Source organism: Allokutzneria sp. A3M-2-11 16, assembly GCF_024213555.1.
In the GTDB taxonomy this organism is placed as follows: domain Bacteria; phylum Actinomycetota; class Actinomycetes; order Mycobacteriales; family Pseudonocardiaceae; genus Allokutzneria.
Map to the genome: position 1 here is coordinate 132,395 of NZ_JANAVO010000012.1, position 18,687 is coordinate 151,081.

General features: G+C 68.7%; 6 protein-coding genes (1 of these 6 running past the window's edge). 3 read left to right on the forward strand and 3 right to left on the reverse strand.

Features of this window, described 5'->3' with window-relative positions; genetic code table 11:
* The 3 genes from NLX83_RS34390 to NLX83_RS34400 form a co-directional block, all read right to left on the reverse strand.
* Positions 1-6,211, reverse strand: partial view of a non-ribosomal peptide synthase/polyketide synthase gene (locus NLX83_RS34390; RefSeq protein ID WP_254239427.1) — the 5' end (the start) only. It extends 12,908 nt beyond the left edge of the window; the window shows 6,211 of its 19,119 coding nt (coding positions 1-6,211); its start codon is at positions 6,209-6,211; its stop codon lies off the left edge, out of view.
* Positions 6,211-12,708 (reverse strand): non-ribosomal peptide synthetase, encoded by a 6,498-nt coding sequence (locus tag NLX83_RS34395; RefSeq protein WP_254239428.1) that lies wholly within the window; start codon positions 12,706-12,708, stop codon positions 6,211-6,213. Before NLX83_RS34395 ends, NLX83_RS34390 begins: the two co-directional genes overlap by 1 nt.
* An 82-nt stretch (positions 12,709-12,790) precedes the next feature.
* The gene (locus NLX83_RS34400; RefSeq protein ID WP_254239429.1) at positions 12,791-14,068 is read right to left on the reverse strand and encodes a serine hydrolase domain-containing protein; all 1,278 of its coding nucleotides are present in this window, start codon (positions 14,066-14,068) and stop codon (positions 12,791-12,793) included.
* A gap of 949 nt (positions 14,069-15,017) precedes the next feature.
* On the opposite strand from NLX83_RS34400, the gene NLX83_RS34405 reads away from it, so the two are divergent.
* The 3 genes from NLX83_RS34405 (at position 15,018) to NLX83_RS34415 (ending at position 17,964) form a co-directional block, all read left to right on the forward strand.
* The gene (locus NLX83_RS34405) at positions 15,018-17,030 is read left to right on the forward strand and encodes a tetratricopeptide repeat protein (RefSeq protein ID WP_254239430.1); all 2,013 of its coding nucleotides are present in this window, start codon (positions 15,018-15,020) and stop codon (positions 17,028-17,030) included.
* A 68-nt stretch (positions 17,031-17,098) separates the two neighbouring features.
* A complete protein-coding gene (locus tag NLX83_RS34410; RefSeq protein WP_254239431.1) occupies positions 17,099-17,680 on the forward strand; it encodes an Hsp70 family protein in 582 nt (193 codons plus the stop codon).
* On the forward strand, positions 17,677-17,964 hold the full coding sequence (locus NLX83_RS34415) for a hypothetical protein (RefSeq protein WP_254239432.1): 288 nt from the start codon (positions 17,677-17,679) through the stop codon (positions 17,962-17,964). The genes NLX83_RS34410 and NLX83_RS34415 overlap by 4 nt, the downstream gene beginning before the upstream one ends.
* Positions 17,965-18,687 lie beyond the last annotated feature (723 nt).

Genomic DNA, 18,687 nt, shown 5'->3' on the forward strand with positions numbered 1-18,687 from the left:
CCGGGACGAGCGCCACGCCAGGGTTGCTGGTCGGCTGGTCGGACACGTCGGGGAGCGAGTCCAGGACCAGCGACGGCTCGGCGTCTTGGAGCAGGAAAGCCATGCGTGAAGCGGGAAGCTCACGGTCGAGAGGCAGGTGGACGGCGCCGGACTTGAGCACGCCCAGAATGCCGACGATCATGTCCGGAGTGCGCGGCAGCCTCAGCCCGATTACCCGCTCCGGCCCCGCGCCCATTGTGATCAGCTTGTGCGCCAACTGGTTCGCGCGCTCGTTGAGCGCAGCGTAGGTCAGCGTTTCATCGCGGAAGACCACGGCGATGGCGTCCGGCGTCTGTGCGGCCTGGCGCTCGAAGACCGAAGGGAAGAGCTCGCCGGGTGTTTCCCATGCGGTGTCGTTCCATTCCGTCAACATGCGCTGGCGCTCATCAGCGGAGAGCCAGCTGAGCTCGGCCAGCGGCCGATCCGCCTCTGTGGCGATCTCACACAAGAGCATCCGCAGCCAGCACGCGATGCGCTCGGCCGTGTCGGTGTCGAACAGCCGAGGGTCGTACGCGAGGTCGAAGTTGAGCCGGTCGACCAGGTGCGCGGTCAACGTCAGAGGAAGGTTCGTAGTGTCCAAAGCGGACACGTCGGCGACACGGACGCCATCACCCGCTGAGTCGTCGAACGGGTAGTTCTCGAAGACCAGAACGCTGTCGAAGAGAGTGTTCCCGCCGACCAGGCCCTGTAACTGCGCCAGGGAGACGAAGTCATAGCGACGCGACTCGCTCTGCGCAGCCTGGAGTTCGCGTAACCACACGGCGGTGTTACGAGCACTGTCCACAGTGGTCCGAGTCGGGACCGTGTTGATGAACATGCCGACCATCGACTCGACGCCGACCAGTTCGTCGGGGCGGCCCGAGACCGTGCTGCCGAACGTCACGTCGGACTCACCGCCGCACCGCGACAGCAGCAGCGCCCAGGCGCCGGAGACGACGGTGTTGACCGTGAGACCGTTCTTCTGCGCGGTAGTTCGGAGAGAAGCAGACTCCTCAAGGGAAAGCGACACACGAACCGCTGAGGTGCCTTCCGCGCGGTGAGCCTCGGTGGGCTGACGATCGTAGGGAAGCGGAGTGGGGGACTCGAAGCCCTCCAACACCCGGCGCCAATGCTCCAACGCCACCGACGTGGACTGCGTTCCGAGCCACCGTAAGTAGTCGCGGAACGGACGGCGGGCCGGGGCAGTGCGCTTCCCGGCGTACACATCGCACACTTCGCCGAAGACCTGCGCCGTGCTCCAGCCATCCAGCAACACGTGGTGGGAAGACCAGATCAACAGGACGTGGTCGTCGGTGTAGCGAGCGATCGCCACCCGCATCAACACGTCGCCGGTGAGGTCCATGCCCTCCGCGCGGTCCTCCGCCAGGACGCGCTCCAACTCGCGATCACGGTCCTCTTCGGACAGTTCACGCCAGTCGAAGTGCTTGACCGGCAACGTGACCTCGCGGCGAACGACCTGAACCGGCTCGTCAACAGCCTCCCAGACAACCCCGCTGCGCAAGATGGGGTTGCGGTCCATGACGGTCTGCCAGGCTTGACCGAGCGCATGCGGGTCGGAGACGCCGTTCAGCGTCAGCCGGATCTGGTCCACGTACACGCCGGAGGCGGAGTCCACCAAGCTGTGGAACAACATTCCCGCCTGCAACGGCGTCAACGGGTAGATGTCCTCGACGTTCGCCCCGGACCCGGCGATGTGGTCCACCTGGCACTGAGAGAGCCGCGCCAGCGGGAAGTCCGAGGGTGTGCGCCCACCGGCTCCCGGGCGTCCACAGTGGACGATGATCTCGCGGAGGGCGGACATGGTCTGCTCGGCCACCCGGCGCACGGTGCGCTCGTCGTGCACGTTTTCCGAGTAGATCCAGGTCAGCTCCAGCTCGCCGTTCTCGACCACACCGGCGACGTCGAGCAGGAACGTGCGCGTCTCGGTCGGCGCGAGGTCCTGGCCCACCGCCTCGTGCCGCTCGCGGAAAAGCCCGTCGGAGCCCACGTCGAACTGGCCGTGGTAGTTGAAGCTCACCGCGGGCAGCTCGTGCTTGTCGAGGCCGCCGCGGAGATAGCGCAGCGCCTCATAGCTGAGGCCGCGGTGCGGAACCGCGCGGAGCTGTTCCTTGACGGACTTGAGCACCGTGCCCCAGTCCTCGGCGGGCATGCTCAGCGCGACCGGGAACTGGGTGGTGAACCAGCCGATCGTGCGGGAGAGATCGACACCGTCCACGATCTCCTCACGCCCGTGGCCTTCGAGCGCGACCGAGACCGTGCCCTCCCCGGTCCAGGACGACAAGGCCCGGCCGAGCGCGCTGAGCAGGACGTCGTTGACCTGGGTCCGGTACACGCCGGGCACTTGGTGGAGCAGCGCGTCGGTTTCGGTCTTGGTGAGCCGCAACGAGACGCTCTGCGTGGAGCCCGCGCTGTTCGCGCCCTCGCGGTCCACCGGCAGTCCGGTGTTCGTCGGCAGGCTCGTCCAGTACGCGAGGTCGTCGTCGAGGGCCCCGCTCTCCACGTGCGCGGTGAGGGCGTGCGACCACTGGCCGAACGACGTGCCGACCGGCTCCAGCTCCCGCCGGTGGTAGGCGGTTTCCAGATCGGAAAGCAAGATGCGCCAGGACACGCCGTCCATGGCGAAGTGGTGCACGGTGAGGAACAACTTCGGGCCGTCCAGCAGAACCGCCCTGATCAGCGGCCCGTGTTCGAGGGAGAGCCCGGTCTGCGCGGCGAGCGGGTCCGTGCCGCGTTCCAGAACGATCTCACTGTCCACAGGGGACTGAGCACGGCCGTCGAGTCGCAGTCGGAGTGCTTCGTGATGCCGGACAACAGCATTCAGCGCCTGTTCGAGGGCGTGCTCGTCCACGTCGGGCGCGAGGCCGATCATCGCGGACATCGTGAAGTGGTCGATCGGCCCGTGCTCGGCGAGGAACCAGTGCTGGATCGGCGTGAGCGGCGCGGGCCACGATGGCCCGTCGTTGGTGTCCGCGGTGGTGGCGGGGGTGACCGCGACGGCCAGCTCGGCGATGGTCTGGTGCAGGAAGACGTCCCGCGACGCCAGCTTGAGCCCCGCCCGCCGCGCCTGCGAGACGATCTGGATGCTGAGGATGGAGTCGCCGCCGAGGCCGAAGAAGTTGTCCTGCACGCCGACCCGCTCGACCCCGAGCGCGCTCGCCCAGATCTCCGCGAGCGTCGCCTCGATCTCCGTGCGCGGCGCCACGTACTCGTCGCCGTCCCACTCCGGCGCGGGCAGAGCCTTCCGGTCCACCTTCCCGTTCTTCGTCAACGGAATCTCGTCGACCACCACGAACGCCGACGGCACCATGTACTCCGGCAGCACTCTCCGCACGTGCTCCCGCACGTCTTCGACAACCATCCCCAATGACGCGTTTGGTGCGTTAGATTCCCTGAATGAGTCATTGGGGGAGTTAGAGGCCCTGAATGACTCATTCAGGGAGTTAGACGCACCAAACGCGGCGTTGATCTTGGGGGTTAGGTAGGCGACCAGGCGTGTGGTGGTGGGGGTGGAGTGGGGGGTGACTACGGCTTGGGAGATGGAGGGGTGGGTTAGGAGGGCGGTTTCGATTTCGCCTAGTTCGATGCGGAATCCGCGGATCTTGACCTGGTCGTCGATGCGGCCGAGGTACTCCAACATGCCTGAAGGGGTCCAGCGCACGAGGTCGCCGGTGGCGTACATCCGCGTGCCGGAACCGAAGGGGTTGGCGACGAAGCGGGACGCGGTGAGGCCGCGGCGGTTGAGGTAGCCGCGTGCGACCTGAGCGCCCGCGAGGTACAGCTCGCCCGCGACGCCCGGAGGTACGGGGCGAAGACGCTGGTCGAGGACGTAGGCATGGAGGTTGCGGAGGGGGCGGCCGATCACGGGCCGGGAACCGGAGACGCGCGTGGACACGGCGTCGACCGTGACCTCGGTGGGGCCGTAGAAGTTGTAGCTCGCGGTGTCCGGGGATGAAGCGAGCGAACGCCACAGGGACTCGCTCAGCGCCTCGCCGCCGAGCATCAAGATCCTCGGCTTATGGGAGCCGGAAAGCAGCCCTGCCGGGATGAGCTGGCCAACGTACGACGGAGTCAGGTCGAGGAAGTCGATGCGCTGCGAGCGGACGTAGGAGACCAGCGCGTCGGCGTCGAGCCGGACGGAGTCGGCAAGCAGGTGCAGTTCGTGGCCGTCGGCCAGCAGGACGGGGCCCTCCCACGACGTGTCGAAGGAGAACACCGCCGACAGCGCGACTCGAAGCCGCCCACCGGCTTCGGCGACGAAGGAGTTGCGGTGGTTGAAGAGCAGGTTCACCAGGTGGCGGTGCTCGACGACGACTCCTTTGGGTAACCCCGTCGAGCCAGAGGTGAAGATGATGTACGCGCCCTGCTCGGGGTGGATCGTCACGCCGGGGTTCGTCGCCGGATAACCGTCCACATCGGACGAACTGGTCAGGACGAGCACGGGGTCCGCGTCGGCGAGCATCACCTCGCGCCGCGCCACCGGCAGCGAGGGGTCGACCGGGAGGTACACCGATCCCGTCTTGAGCACCGCGAGGATCGCGACGACCATCTCGGTCGACCGCGGCAGGCTCAGCGCGACGACCTTCTCCGCACCGGCTCCCGACGCGATGAGTTTGTGCGCCAGACGGTTCGCCCGCGCGTTGAGTTCCTTGTACGTCAACTCCTCCGCGCCGAACACCAGCGCGGTCTCGTGCGGGCGCCGAGCGACCTGTGACTCGAACAGGTCGATGTAGGTGCAGCGGGGCACGTCGAGGTCGGTGCTGTTCCACTCCGAAGTGACCTGGGCCAGCTCGTCGGCGTCCATCAACGTCAGCTGATCAAGACGCGTGTCAGCGTCGACCGACGTGAGCAGGGCGGTCAAATGCGTCGCAAGCCGCTCCATGGTCGAAGCGTCGAACAGGTCGGTGCTGTACTCGAAGACGCACTCCAACCCCTGCGGCCGTTCGGTGAACTCCACGCTGAGGTCGAAGTTCGCAGCCCACCGGTTCAGGCTCACCTCGGACGCCTCAAGCCCGGCGAACTCCGGCAGACCGCGCTGCGCGTTCTGCAGCAGCACCATCACGTCGAACAGCGCGTTCCGGCTCGGGTCCCGCGCGACACCAACGGCGTCGACCAATCGGTCGAAGGGCAGCTCGTCGTGGGCGAACGCGTCCAGCGCAGTCGCGTTGACCTCGCGCAGGAACGAGCCGAACGTTCGCGAAGCGTCCACAGTGGACCGAAGAACGACGGTGTTGATGAAGAAGCCGACCACCCCGGCCAGCTCCGACCGGTTGCGCCCCGAACTGACCGTGCCGAGCGCGATGTCGGACTGCCCGGAGTAGCGCGCGAAGAGCACCTTGCACGCCGCCATCAGAACGGTGAAGAGCGTCGTCTCGCACTCGCGCGCCAACGAGCCCAGCTTCGCGGTCACATCGGGGGAAAGCATGAACTCATGCGCCGCACCGGCCGAGGTCCGTACAGCCGGACGCGGCCGATCGGTCGGCAGGCTCAGCGGCTCGATCCCGTCGAGCTGCCTCTTCCAGTAGTCCAGGTGCCCGTCCATCGATGCCAGCCGTCCGCGCTGCCACACCGCGAAGTCCGCGTACTGCAACGACGGCGTGGGCAGGGAAGCGTCGGCGTAGAGCTGGCTCAGCTCGGTGGCCAGCACGCCCATCGACCAGCCGTCTACGACGATGTGGTGCGAGCTGAGCAACAACACGTGCTCGTGCGAACTCACACGCGCGATCATCGCCCGGAACAGCGGACCGTTGCCCAGGTCGAACGTCCACGAGAACTCCTTCTCCAGCAAGGAGTTCAGCTCATCGCACGCGCAGTCGACCACCGGCACGGCAAGCTCCGCGGGCGGGTGCACGACCTGCACGGGTGTGCCGTCGACCTCGGCGAACGTCGTGCGCAGCGACTCGTGCCTGCTGTGGATCGTCCGCACAGCCGCGATCAGCCGAGCCACATCCAGCGAGCCGGTCAGCCGCACCGCCAGCGCGCTGTTGTACTCGTTGTCGTCCGGGTGCAGCTCGTGCAGAACCCACAACCGCTGCTGAGCCAGCGACAACGGCAACGGCTGATCACGCGGCGCCGGGGGGATGAGGTCGGTACCTTTCGCCTTGCCCGCCAACCGCTGCTTCAGCTTCTCCTGGAGGTGCGCGGGCAGGGCGGAGACGCGGCTCTGCTTCGACATCAGTCTTCTTCCTGGGCAGCAAGAGCTTCGAGTTCCCGCAGAATCGTTTCCTCGACCAGCGCGGCGAAAGCGGCGACGGTGCGGCTGGTCAGCACGTCGCGCGGGGTGAGCGCGATGTCGAAGGCCTCCTTGGTCCTCGACGTGATGTGCAGGCTCAGGATCGAGTCCCCGCCGAGGTCGAAGAAGTTGTCCTCGATGCCGACCTTCTCCACGCCGAGCACCTCGGCCCAGATCTCGGCCAGCACCTCCTCCGTCTCGGTCTCCGGTGCCACGTAGCCCACCGGACCGGACGCGAAGCGCTCGACGGGCACCTCATCGGTGACGGCGAACGCGGGCAGCGATCCCTCGCTGGTCAAGCCGACCAGCAGCGTCCGCAGGTCCTCACCGAGGCGGTCGATGGTGTCCGCGTCGAACAGAGCAGCATCGAAGCCCAGAACGAACGCGAGTTGCTTGCCGGGGTAGACAGTCGCGCTGAGCGGGAAGTTCGTCGTCTCCACCGCCCGCAGCTCGCGCAGCCGCAGCCCGTGTGCGCTCGCCGCCTCGTCGTCGATCGGGTAGTTCTCGAACACCAGGAGGCTGTCGAACAGCGCCTGGCCGCCGGGAACCCCGCTCCACGCCTGCATCTGCGTCAACGAAACGTGCTCGAAGCCGCGCGCCTCCGCCTGCGCGGCCTGAAGTTCGCGCAGCCACGACGAGGCGTCCGCGCCGGGTTGGACCGACACGCGCACCGGCAGTGTGTTGATGAAGATGCCGGTGATCGCGTCCACGCCAACCAGGTCGGCGGGACGACCCGACACGGTGGAGCCGAAGCACACCTCGCTCCGTCCACTGTGGCGGGACAGCAGCAACGCCCACGCGCCCTGCACGACGGCGCTCGGGGTGAGGCGGTGCTCCCTGGCGAACGCGTACAGCCGAGCGGAGTCCTCAATGGACAGTCCGAACGACTGCTGGTGCGAGGCCACGGTGTTGTGCAGGTCGGCGTTCGCCCGGTCCTGGGGCAACGGCGTCGGATCGGTGAAGTCGCCGAGCACCTGGCGCCAGTGCGCCTCCGCCGCGCCCTTGTCCTGCTCCTGCAACCACTGCACGTAGTCGCGGAACGGCCGACGCTCCAGGAGCGGATCGCCGCCGGAGAACACGTCCGAGAGGACCTGGAAAACGCTCCAGCCGTCCAGCAACACGTGGTGGAAGGTCCACAGAACCTGGACCTCGGTCGCCGACAACCGGGCGAGCGTGACGCGCATCAGCGGTGCGGAGCCCAGGTCGATGCCCGCGGCGCGGTCCTGTTCCAACAGCTCCGCCAAGCGCGCCTGGCGCTCGTCCTCGGAAGCACCCGTCCAGTCGAGGTGCGTGATGGGCAGCCGGACCGAGTCGTGCACGACCTGCACGGGCTCCGCGACGCCTTCCCACACCACCGAGCTGCGCAACACCGGAGTGCGGTCGACGACCCGCTGCCAGGACTCGGCGAGGCGCGCGCTGTCCCGGACTCCGTCGAGCACGAAGCTGGTCTGCTGGAAGTAGGCACACTGATCACCCTGGGACAGGCCGTGGAACACCATTCCGGCCTGCATCGGCGTCAGCGGGTAAATGTCCTCAGTGGACTCCGAGGCCAGCCGGTCGACCTGGTCCTGGGTGAGCCGCGCGAGGGGGAAGTCCGAGGGCGTCCAGCCCCCGGCTCCCGGAGCCGCGCAGTGGGTGATGATCTCCTGCAACGCCGCGAGCATCGCACCGGCCAACGTGCGGACCGTCTCAGCACTGTGCAGCGCGTCCGAGTAGTACCAGGTGAAAGCGAGTTCGCCCTTCTCCACCATGCCGACCACGTCGAGCACGTGCGCACGCGGGGCATCGGGGTCGGTGTCGAGCGCGAGCGCGCCTTGCCTGGAATCGAAGCGGCCCAGGTAGTTGAAGCTCACCCACGGTGCGGCGGCGAGCGCGGCGTCCTCGCCCAGGTACCGCAGCGCCCCGTAGCCGATGCCGCGCCGGGGGACCGCCCGGAGCTGCTCCTTGATCGACTTCAGCACCTCGCCCCAGCCGGAGTCCGGCAGCCGCAACGAGACGGGGAACATCGTGGTGAACCAGCCGACCGTGCGGGAGAGGTCCACGCCGTCGAAGAGCTCCTCTCGGCCGTGTCCCTCCAAGGCGAGCAGCACGCGCTCATCGCCGGTCCAGTCACCGAGGACCCGGCCGAGCGCGGCGAGGAGCACGTCGTTGACCTGCGTCCGGTACGCCTCGGGCACACTCCTCAGCAGGGCGTCGGTTTCCGTGGTGGACAGCCGGACCGTGACCTCGCGCATCGACGAGGCGAGGTTCGCGCCGTCGAAGTCCGCCGGAAGCTCGCACTCGGAGGACTCGGTCCAGTACCGGCGCTCGTCGGCGAAACCACCGTCGAGGGTGTGCTCGGTGAGCAGGCGCGACCACTCGCGGAACGACGTGGTCTTCGGTCCAATGTGGATGGCTGAGCCGCGAAATGCCTGCCGGTAGGCGGTTTCCAGGTCCTCGGCGATGATCCGCCAGGACACGCCGTCCACCACGAGGTGGTGCGCGGTGAGCAGCACCGTGCGCGCGTCCAGCAGCTTCGCCCGCAGCAACTGCCCGGCGCCGAGGTCGAACGCCTCGTCCGGAGCGGCGTCGCTGAACGGCTCGACATCGCCGATCGGCGCGTTGTCCTGAACCCACTCGCCGTCCACGAAACGGAAGCGCATGCGCAGCGCGTCGTGGTGCCCGATCACCGCGACCAGCGCCGCGCGCAACGCCACCACGTCGGCCTTCTCGCCGAGCATGATCCGCATCGACTGGTTGAACCGGTCAGGGGAGTGGGTGTGGCCGTCCAGGAACCACCGCTGGATCGGCGTGAGCGCGACCTCACCGGTGACCTGACCCTGTTCGCCGCGCTGCTGCCCGCGGGCCTCGGTGACGTGCGGAGCGAGCGCGGCGATGCTCTGGTGGACGAAAATGTCCTGGGAGGTCAGCACGAGCCCGGCCCGGCGCGCCCTGGTCACCACCTGGATGCACAGGATGGAGTCACCGCCCAGGGAGAAGAAGTTGTCCCGCACGCCGACCTTCGGCACTCCGAGGACGTCGGCGTAGATCTCCGCGAGCGTGGCCTCGACCGGCGTCCGGGGCGCGACGTGCTTGGACTCCACGCGGGATTCGACCGGAACCTCCGGCAGCGCCTCGCGGTCGAGGGAGTCGACGAACACGAACGCAGTGGGAACCATGTAGTCGGGCAGCACCTGAGCCAGGAACGACCGCAGGGCAAGAGAATCCCGTTCACGCGCTTTGACGAACGCCACGAGTCGCCCGCGACCCGACGAGGTGGACACCACCGCGATCGCGTCGTCCACATCGGAGTGCCGACGCAGCACGGACTCCACCGTCGCGACATCCACCCGGAAGCCGCGCACCCGCACGATCTCCCCGGTGTCGGCGACAACCTCCTCGGAGCCGCGCATCGGCAGCTCGCCGACAGCACTGTCCGGATTGGACACAATGCCGCTCAGCAGCACTTCAAGGTGCTCGCTCATCCGAGCGATCGTGTCCGCGTCGAACAGATCAGTGTTGTACTCAATGGTGGTCGTCAAGGAATCCGCGTTCGGCCAGAACTCCACCACGACATCGAAGCGCGCAGACGGACGGGGCAGGTCGTGTTCGCTGACCCGTAGCGGTCCCATCCGATCACGCCGAACGAGAGGCTGCTGCAACGCGACCATTGCCTGCACGAGCGGAGTTCGACTCGGGTCGCGCTCCGGCTGGAGGTGTTCCACGAGCCGGTCGAAAGGCACCTCGTCGTGGGCGAACGCCTCCAGCACGGTCTCCCGGACCTCGCCAAGGAACTCCGGGAACTCCAACGAAGGGTCCACATAGGACCGAAGCACGAGGGTGTTCACGAAGAAGCCCGCGACGCCTTCGAGTTCCGTGCGGCCGCGGCCGGAGTTCACCGTGCCGACAGAGATGTCGCGCTGCCGCGAATACCGCGACAGCATGATCTGCACCGCAGCCGTCAACGTCATGAACAACGTCGCATCGTGTGCTCTGGCCACAGTGGACAGGCGCTCGACGAGGCTCGTCGGCAGAGCACGGCGGTGCACGGCCCCGGCCGAAGTGCGCACTGGCGGCCGGATGCGATCGGTCGACAGGTCCAGCACCTCAAGGCCGTCGAGCTTGTGCCGCCAGTACGCCAGGTGCCCGTGGGAGACACCGCCACCGAGCACGTCCTTGGAGCGCTCCCGCTGCCACACCGCGTAGTCCGCGTAGGAGATCGGCAGTTCGGTCAGCATCGCGGGCAAGCCCTGCACAGCCGCCGTGTACAGCTCCGCCAGCTCCTCCAGCAACAACGAGACCGACCAGCCATCGGTGATGATGTGGTGCTGCGCCAACAGGAGCACGTGCTCCTCGGCGCTCACCTCGATCAACAGGACGCGGGTCAGCGAACTCGCCAGGAGATACGGACGGCTCAGCTCGCGCTCCAGTTCGACGTCCACGTCAACGCCGGAGACCATGCGGAGCGGGATCGTCCCTTCCTCGGCGATGACCTGGAACGGTTCTCCGTCAACGGAGTCGAAGGTCGTGCGCAGCACTTCGTGCCGCTGCGTGAGCTCGTCGAGCGCGGACCGCAACGCCACCAGGTCAAGTGGTCCGCTGAGGCGTAAAGCGACGCCGGTGTTGTGGTCGACACCGCCGGGAGCCAGATCCTCGACAAGCCAGAGTCGTTGCTGCGCCGAGGAAAGCGGCAGGCGTCGGCTGCGGTCAGCGCGCGGGATCCACTCCGCCGCAGTCGTCGTCGACGGCAACAGCGCGGCCAGCTCAGCCACGGTGGGTGCGTCGAAGACGGCACGCGGGGAGACCGCGCTCCCGTACTTCTCCCGCAGGCGCGCCAAGACCTTCACGGCGAGCACGGAGTCCCCGCCCAGACCGAAGAAGTCGTCGTTGATCCCGATCTGGTCCGTGCCGAGCGCATCGGAGAACAGACCCGCGACGAACTCCTCGCGCTCCGTGCGTGGCGCAGTGGTGCCGGTGGCCGAACGGGTAGGAGCCGGAAGCGCCTTGCGGTCGAGCTTTCCGTTGGGACTCAAAGGGAAAGCGTCGAGGGTGACGAACGTGGCGGGCACCATGTAGTTCGGCATGCTCGCCGAGAGGGCCTCGCGGACGCGCACCGGATCGGCCGAACCGGTGAGGTAGGCGACCAGCCGCTTGTCGCCTGGCCGGTCCTCCCGGACGAGCGCGACTGCCTGCCGCACACCGGGAACCGCCTGCATGGCGGCCTCGATCTCGCCCAGTTCGATGCGGAAACCACGCAGCTTCACCTGGTGGTCGGCGCGCCCGACGAACTCAAGATCACCGGTCGGGCTCCGCCGCACCACGTCGCCGGTCCGGTACATCCGGCTGCCGGGCGGGCCGAACGGGTCCGCGACGAACCGCGTCGCCGACAGCTCGGGACGACGCAGGTACCCGCGCGCCAGGCCGATGCCGGACACGTAGAGCTCGCCGACGTCGGCCGGGCGCAGCGCCGAGTCGAGGACGTACGCGAAGGTGTTCCGGATCGGGCCACCGATGGGCGGCGGCGTGTCCGCGGGCACCAGCGGAGGACTCCACGTGGACACGACGGTCGCCTCGGTCGGCCCGTAAGCGTTGATCATCCGGCGGCCCGGTGCCCACCGCTGCACCAGCTCCGGCGGGCACGCGTCCCCGCCCACGACGAGCGTCCGGAACTCGGGCAGCTCCGCGCCGTCCGGCACGGTCGCCAGCGCCACCGGGGGGATCAGCGCGTGGCTGACCCGGTTCCGCTCCAGCACCTCCGCCAGCTGCTCGCCGAGCAGCGGTCCCTCCGGCGGCACCACGAGCGCCGCGCCGACCGGCAACGACATGCACAGCTCCAGTACCGAGGCGTCGAAGCTCGGTGAGGAGAACTGCAACACCCGGTCGCCCGGCCGCACGTCGAAGCGCTCGGCCTCGGCGGCGGAGAAGTTCGCCAGCCCCCGGTGCGACACCACGACGCCCTTGGGGCGCCCGGTCGAACCGGAGGTGTAGATGACGTACGCGGCGTTGTCCGGCGACAGCTCCACCACTGGATCGGTGTCCGGTAAGCCGCCGGTGTCGGGCATTTTGTCCAGGACCAGCAACGGCTTCGCGTCGTCGATCATGAACGCGACGCGCTCGCGCGGGTAGCCGGGGTCGACCGGCAGGTACGCCGCGCCCGCCTTGAGCACCGCCAGCTGCGCGACGATGATCTCCACCGACCGCGGCAGCACCAGCGCGACGATCCGCTCCGGACCGGCGCCCGCGGCGATCAGCCTGTGCGCTAACCGGTTCGCCCGGGCGTTGAGCCCGGCGTAGGTCAACCGGTCGGCGCCGTCGAGCACGGCTGGGGCGTTGGGCGAGCGCGCGACCTGCGCCTCGAAGAGCTCGGGGAAGGTCCGCACGGGCACGGCGCGCGCGGAATCGTCCCACCCGTGCCGGGTCAGTGCGGCGAACAACGGTGTCGGGGCCGTCTCAGCGGTCATCGGTGGTCGACCCTTTCGGGGGATAGGTCGGCATGCGTCAAGGCCGGGGTGCACCCGGCGGGAACGTGGCGGCGGGAGGGGGTCAGGCGGGTGTCAACGCCCGACGCCGGCGGGCCAGTCGGCCGCCGACCTGGATCCGGTCGATACCGCCGCCGGGGCCGGTGAGGAACCGCCCGGTCTGGCTGGTGTCGCCGGTGTCCACGTCACGCATCGCGAACAGCAGGCCGTCGAGCGGGGTCAGCTCGGCGTAGGGGTCGCCGTCGACGGCGAGGGCGAGCCGCCCGCCACCGGCTTCGGTGACGGAGTACTCCAGGTCGCCGTTGAGGTAGTCGCCGAGGCAGTCCGGGGGCGGGGGCACCCGGTCGGCCCGCCGGGCGGCTCCGTGGTCACCGAGACCGAACTCCGCGGCGAGCTCCTGCCACAGGTGGTATCCCGTGCTGCCATTGGTGGTCAGCGCGATCACCGTGCCGGAGGCGGGGTGCACCCGCAGGTGCGCCGACGTGCCGTCGCCGGTGCCGTCGTGGCCGAACCACTCGCCGTACACCGCGACGCCGAGACCCCAGCCGTCGGCCATGCCGAAGGGCTCGGCGCCCGCGACCGGCCTCGTGGCCTCCCGCAGGAGGTCCTCGTCGATCAGCCCGGGGGAGCCGAGGAACACCTGTCCCACGGCGAGCAGGTCCAGCGCGCTGGCGGCAACCGCGCCCGCTGGCGCGTCAAGGGCGCTCAGCGACTGCTGGACGGGCCTGGCGGGGTGCGGGCTCCGCACCGCGTGGCCGGTCACGGCGTCGCTCGCCGCGGCACCGACCACGTGACCCAGGCGCAGGCCGAGCGGGGCGGCCAGCACCGCGTCCACGGCTTCCCGCCAGCTCATCCCGGTCACGGCCTCGACGACGCCGCCGACGATCACGTAACCGATGTTGGAGTAGGAGAAACCGGCGCCCGGCGCACCGACCGGGCTCAGCGTGCGGCACGCGTTCACCACGTGCCTGCGCGGCGAGGTCGCGCTGAGATCGGTGGCATCCGAGGGCAGCCCGGCCGTGTGGCTGAGCAGCTGCCGCGTCGTCACCCGGCCGAATCCCGTGCCCCGCCCCAGTTCCGGCAGGTACTCCGAGATCGGCTCGTCCAGCTCCAGGTCCTCCTCCGCGGCCAGCGCCAGGGCGAGGGCCGCGGTGCAGACCTTCGTCACCGAGCCCACCGGGACCTTCGCGTCCTCGGTGAGCGGTGTCCCGCTGCCCTGCCGGGCCGTGCCGAAGACGGCCGACGACACCTGGCCGTCCAGCAGCGCGGCGACCTGGGCGCCGGGCACGCCCCGGCTCCCGACCAGCTCGCCGAGCCGTCGCGACATCTGGGCGAAATTCATCGATCCTCGCTCATCGACTTCCCAGGGGCACGGTTGACCGCAGCCGGTTCACCACGCCCGTGAACCGTTTCGGTGTACGACCTGAGAATGTGACCCAAAAGACATCTTGGGCCGGTACCGCAACTCCACGTGCCCCGCGCGGAGTTATGTCGCACTTGGTGCAGGGCAACGGTGTCAACCCGCTCAGATTTCAGCGACCGCCAAACGGAGCATTCATCGAAGTATTACCGAATGCGATGGTGCGCGGCGCGAGAGATGTAACCCGAGGTTTGACGAGTGACACGTTTATTCACCCTATCGGCGACGTTTTGCCTGTAACGTCCTGCTCTAGCGGGTGATCCGGGGCATATTTGAGTGACGTTACCGACAAGTAGTCAGGCTCCGTCCGGCCCGTTACAGATCAATTATTCGAATCGCGGGGCCGTCGAGTGGTACGAAAGTAACAGGGCTCCGCTTACTTTAGTACCACTTCTTTCGCGATCTGTACGTACATATTCGGCACGGGCGTGCCATTCGGTTCGGTCCCGTTTTCCGAAACGCATCCGTAGCTGGAAGGCGTTCTCCGGGTGTGTGCGGCCGTACGCCGCGCCGTTCGAGTGTGCGTGACGCCCGATCGGACCAACCCGGTACGACAACCGGTGCACTCGAACCCGGAATCCTCTCAGCTGCTGGGACAGCTGCCCCGCGAAACGCCATCGGGGCCCGCATTGCCCGGGAAAAGCGATGTGATCGCATTCGCACTGGCAATTGTCAATGAATTGGGCGATATCAATCCACTCCCGTAGCGACTACGGATCGATCACAAGTCGCCCGCGGGCGGCGGAGAAGTGCTTGTCCACCAAGGAGATCGTCGTCCCGATTAGGGATGAACTTGGTCACGGCTTGGCCGGGGCGTTGATCGGGCCCCGCGCTGGCGGTAAGACAGCGGCAGGCGAGCGAGGGAGAGCGCGTGGACTCGGCGCAGCAGCTGTTCGGAACCGCCGTCGACCGGGAAGCCGCCGGAGATCTTCGCAGCGCGAAAGCGTTGTACGGCAAGGTGATCGACACCGGCGACGAGGAGTACGCGCCCGCGGCCGCGGTGCGGCTGGCCCGGTTGCTGGAGACCACGGGCGATCTGGCGGGCGCGCGGTCGGCCTACCGCGTCGCGGCCGATTCGGGGCACCCGTTGCACTCCAGGCTCGCCGCGCGCAGGCTCGCCGGTACCGCGACCCGGCGCTACGCCGCCGAACCGAAGCTGCTCGAACCCGTCGCGAACCCGGACCTGTACCGCCGCAACGCTTTCCGGCTCAGCGGCTTGCCCGTCGACGCCACCGCGCGTGACCTGCGGCGACGCGGAGAGCAGCTGCGCGCCGCCGAGCGACTTGGCGCGCTGGTCGAGGAGGTGGACCCGGGGGCCGTCCGCGAAGCGCTCACACTGGTGCGCGATCCGGCCAGGCGGATCGTTGAGGAACTGTTCTGGCTCTGGGAAAACCAGTCTCCGGAGGCGTCCGGCGGCGGTCCAGCCCTGCACGACGCGGCCGTGCTGGCACATGCCCAAGCCCTCGACGCCGGGGACGACGCGGACCCGGCGCTGTGGCGGCGCGCGTACGAGTACTGGGGCGCGGTCGTCGAGGAAGCCGAGTGCTGGCAATGGCTGGCGGACCGCGTCGCCCAGCTCGCCGACCGCAGGATCAGCGGGCAGACCGTCGAGACGATGCGCGCCGAACTGCCGAGGGCGGTCCTGGCACCGCAGGCCGCGCTGGCGGCCCGAGCCGCGGAGGCCGGGGCGGACGACATCGCCCGCGCGCACGTGGAATCCCTGCGGCGGTCCGGGTTCCCGATCGATGTCATCACCGAAGCCCTTGGCGCCGCGACGAAACACCTCACCGCGCGGGTCAGATCCGCGTGCCGGAAGGCCGAACGGCTCACCGTGGCGGACCCCGAGGACGGCGCCGACGCCGTCGACGCGCTGTTGGACAAGGTCGAGCCGCTGCTGAAGGCAGTGCGACTGGTGCTCGGGGAGAACTCGAACGCGTACGGCGCGGCGGCTGACGCGGTCGCCCTGTCGGTCAACACCTGCGTGGTCCGGTACGTCAACGAGGGGCACGACTTCGGCGACGCGTTCGAACAGCTGGAAGAGGTCCTGGACATCGCGATCAGCCCGCAGGCGCGGGCCGCGGTCGAACCGAGCTACGTCGCCGCTGGCTCCAACGTGCTCGGCGAGCTCTGCGAGGACGCCGCGGACCGCGCCACCGCCCTGCCGGAAGAGGGCGCGCGGATCGCCGAGAGCCTGCTCGACGAAATCCAGCCGACAGTGGCCGCGTTGGCCGCGCGCGTCGATCCGGACGACCCGCTCTACCGCGAATGCCTGGATGGCGTGGCACTGTGCGCGGTCAGCTGCCTGGGCTCGTTCCACGGCGCCACCGGGGACGACGAGACCACGCTCGCCGGGCTCTCCAGGGCGCTCGACCTGGCGGTCGGCGGGGAAGCGCGGTCGGCCATCGAGGTCGTGCGCATCGGCCTCCGCTCGGTCTGCTGGTTCTGCCAGGCCGAGGACGGCAGGACCGCGGTCCTCGAAGCGGCGCTGCACGGCGAGGTCGACCGTTCCGAGCTGCCCAGGGTGACCTGGAAGACGGCGGGCGTCGTGGTGCCCAGGTGCACCGGCTGCCGCGCCGCGCACGACCGCCGCGACCGGCTGGACTCCGGCTGGGCCGCCGCGCCGATCCCGGTGCTCGGGGTGCCGCTGGTCCTTGGCGGGACCTTCGCCCTGTTCGACGCCGAGTTCGGGCCGTTCTCGGCGCTGCTGTTCGTCTTCGTGTCCGTCTTCGTCCTGTTCTCGGCTTACGGCGCGCTGGTCAACGCGCGACAGCGCCGGGCGGAGGAGCGGCGGGCGCACCTCAACGCGGCTCTGTCCCGGTTCCCGCCGATCCAGCAGCTGGAGCTGCTTGGCTGGCGGCTCGGCGCGCGCCCGCCCGGTCTGTAGAGACTCTGTAGAAGAGGACTCACCCGCCCAGCGGCACGCGCAGACCGCGATGGACGCGCTCGCCGCGCGTGCTGGCCTTCCAGCCGCGCCCCGGGCTGACCAGGGAGACCATCGTGGAGACGGTCCGGCCCACGATCTACCTGCACGGCAAGGTGATCGGCATCGACCTCGGCACCACCAACAGCGCTGTGGCACTGCTGCACGGCGTGGACACGGAGGTGCTGAAGAACAACGACGGCGACGAGACCACGCCGTCCGCGGTGTGGGTGGACCGGCGCGAGCGCCTGTACGTCGGCCGCGCGGCGCGGGACCGCGCGGAGGCCGACCCGGACAACACGTGCATGGAATTCAAGCTGCGCATGGGCACCGCGGGCGCGGCGAAGCGATTCGCGGCCAGTGGGCGGGAGACGTCACCCGAGGAGCTGTCCGCGGAAGTGCTGAAGTCGCTGCGAGCGGACGTCCGCCAGCGCACCGGCTCGGAGATCAGTTCGGCGGTGGTCACCGTCCCCACGGCCTTCGACATCCACTCCTGCGACGCCACCCGGCGCGCCGCGGAACTCGCCGGGCTCTCGTTCTCGCCGCTGTTGCAGGAGCCCACGCGCTGTGGCTGGTCTACGACTTCGGCGGGGGCACGTTCGACGCGGCGGTGATCCAGCTGCGGGATGGGGAGTTCACCGTGGTCAACGATCGCGGCGACAACTTCCTCGGCGGCAAGCTGATCGACTGGAAGATCGTGGAGGAGATGCTGATCCCGGCGGCGGTGCGGCAGGCCCCCGCGCTGGCCGGGCTCCGGCGCGGTGAGCCGAGGTGGTTCGCCGCGGTGAACAAGCTGAAGCTTGCCGCGTATACGGCGAAGATCCGCTGTCCAGAGTGGACAGTGCGGGCATCCTGGTGGAGCGCACGGTCACGTTACGGACCACAGTGGACGGTCTGATCCGCATCCCCGTCCTCGAAGGCGAATACCATCGCGCCGACCGCAACCGCCGCGTCGGCCGCCTGGAGTTCGACACCAGCCGGGCCCTCCCGTCCGGGAGCGAAGTCGTCTTCACCATGGCCAGGACACGCTCAACCTCCGCACCGAGTCCGCCCCCGCGCAGTCCGCACTGGCCCGCGCTTTCGACGTCGAACGCTCGTGCCCGGCACCCCCGTCGCCGACGTGCTCCTCGCGCGCATCGACGGCGAGAGCATCCTCCACGATGTGAAAACCCTTGTAGCGGCGGCAAAATCCGACCCCGACCCCGACGCCGCGACGGCTACTCGACCTGCGCGTGGCCGCCGACGACGTCGAGGACGAGCTGGCATGGCCAAGGTCGATGGCACTGATCTTGCGTTGTACGAGTCGGCGATCCATGCGGGAACTGGATCGGAGCGGGGTGTTGCAGGTGCACTTCTTCTATGCGTTGGTGGGGATGCGGGGAGAGATGCGGAATGGGGTGCATGCGGATCGGTTGATCGCTGAGGGGGTAATATGCAGTTGCGGGATTTGTTGCCGGAGCCGCCTGATCCGTTTAGTACTGTGGATCGGTGAGCGTTTCTGTTTCCGGTTGGGCTTCCAGCGGGGCTGGGCTTCCAGCTTGCGCCGGTACCAGCGGTGGGGTCGGCTTGACCTGGGGGCCCCTTGCGCGTGCCCTTGGGCCTCTCAGGGGCACGGGATGAA

Coding starts and splice junctions, on each gene's coding strand:
- NLX83_RS34395 (WP_254239428.1), bottom strand. CDS start 12,708: ATGACCGCTGAGACGGCCCCGACACCGTTGTTCGCCGCACTGACCCGG.
- NLX83_RS34400 (WP_254239429.1), bottom strand. CDS start 14,068: ATGAATTTCGCCCAGATGTCGCGACGGCTCGGCGAGCTGGTCGGGAGC.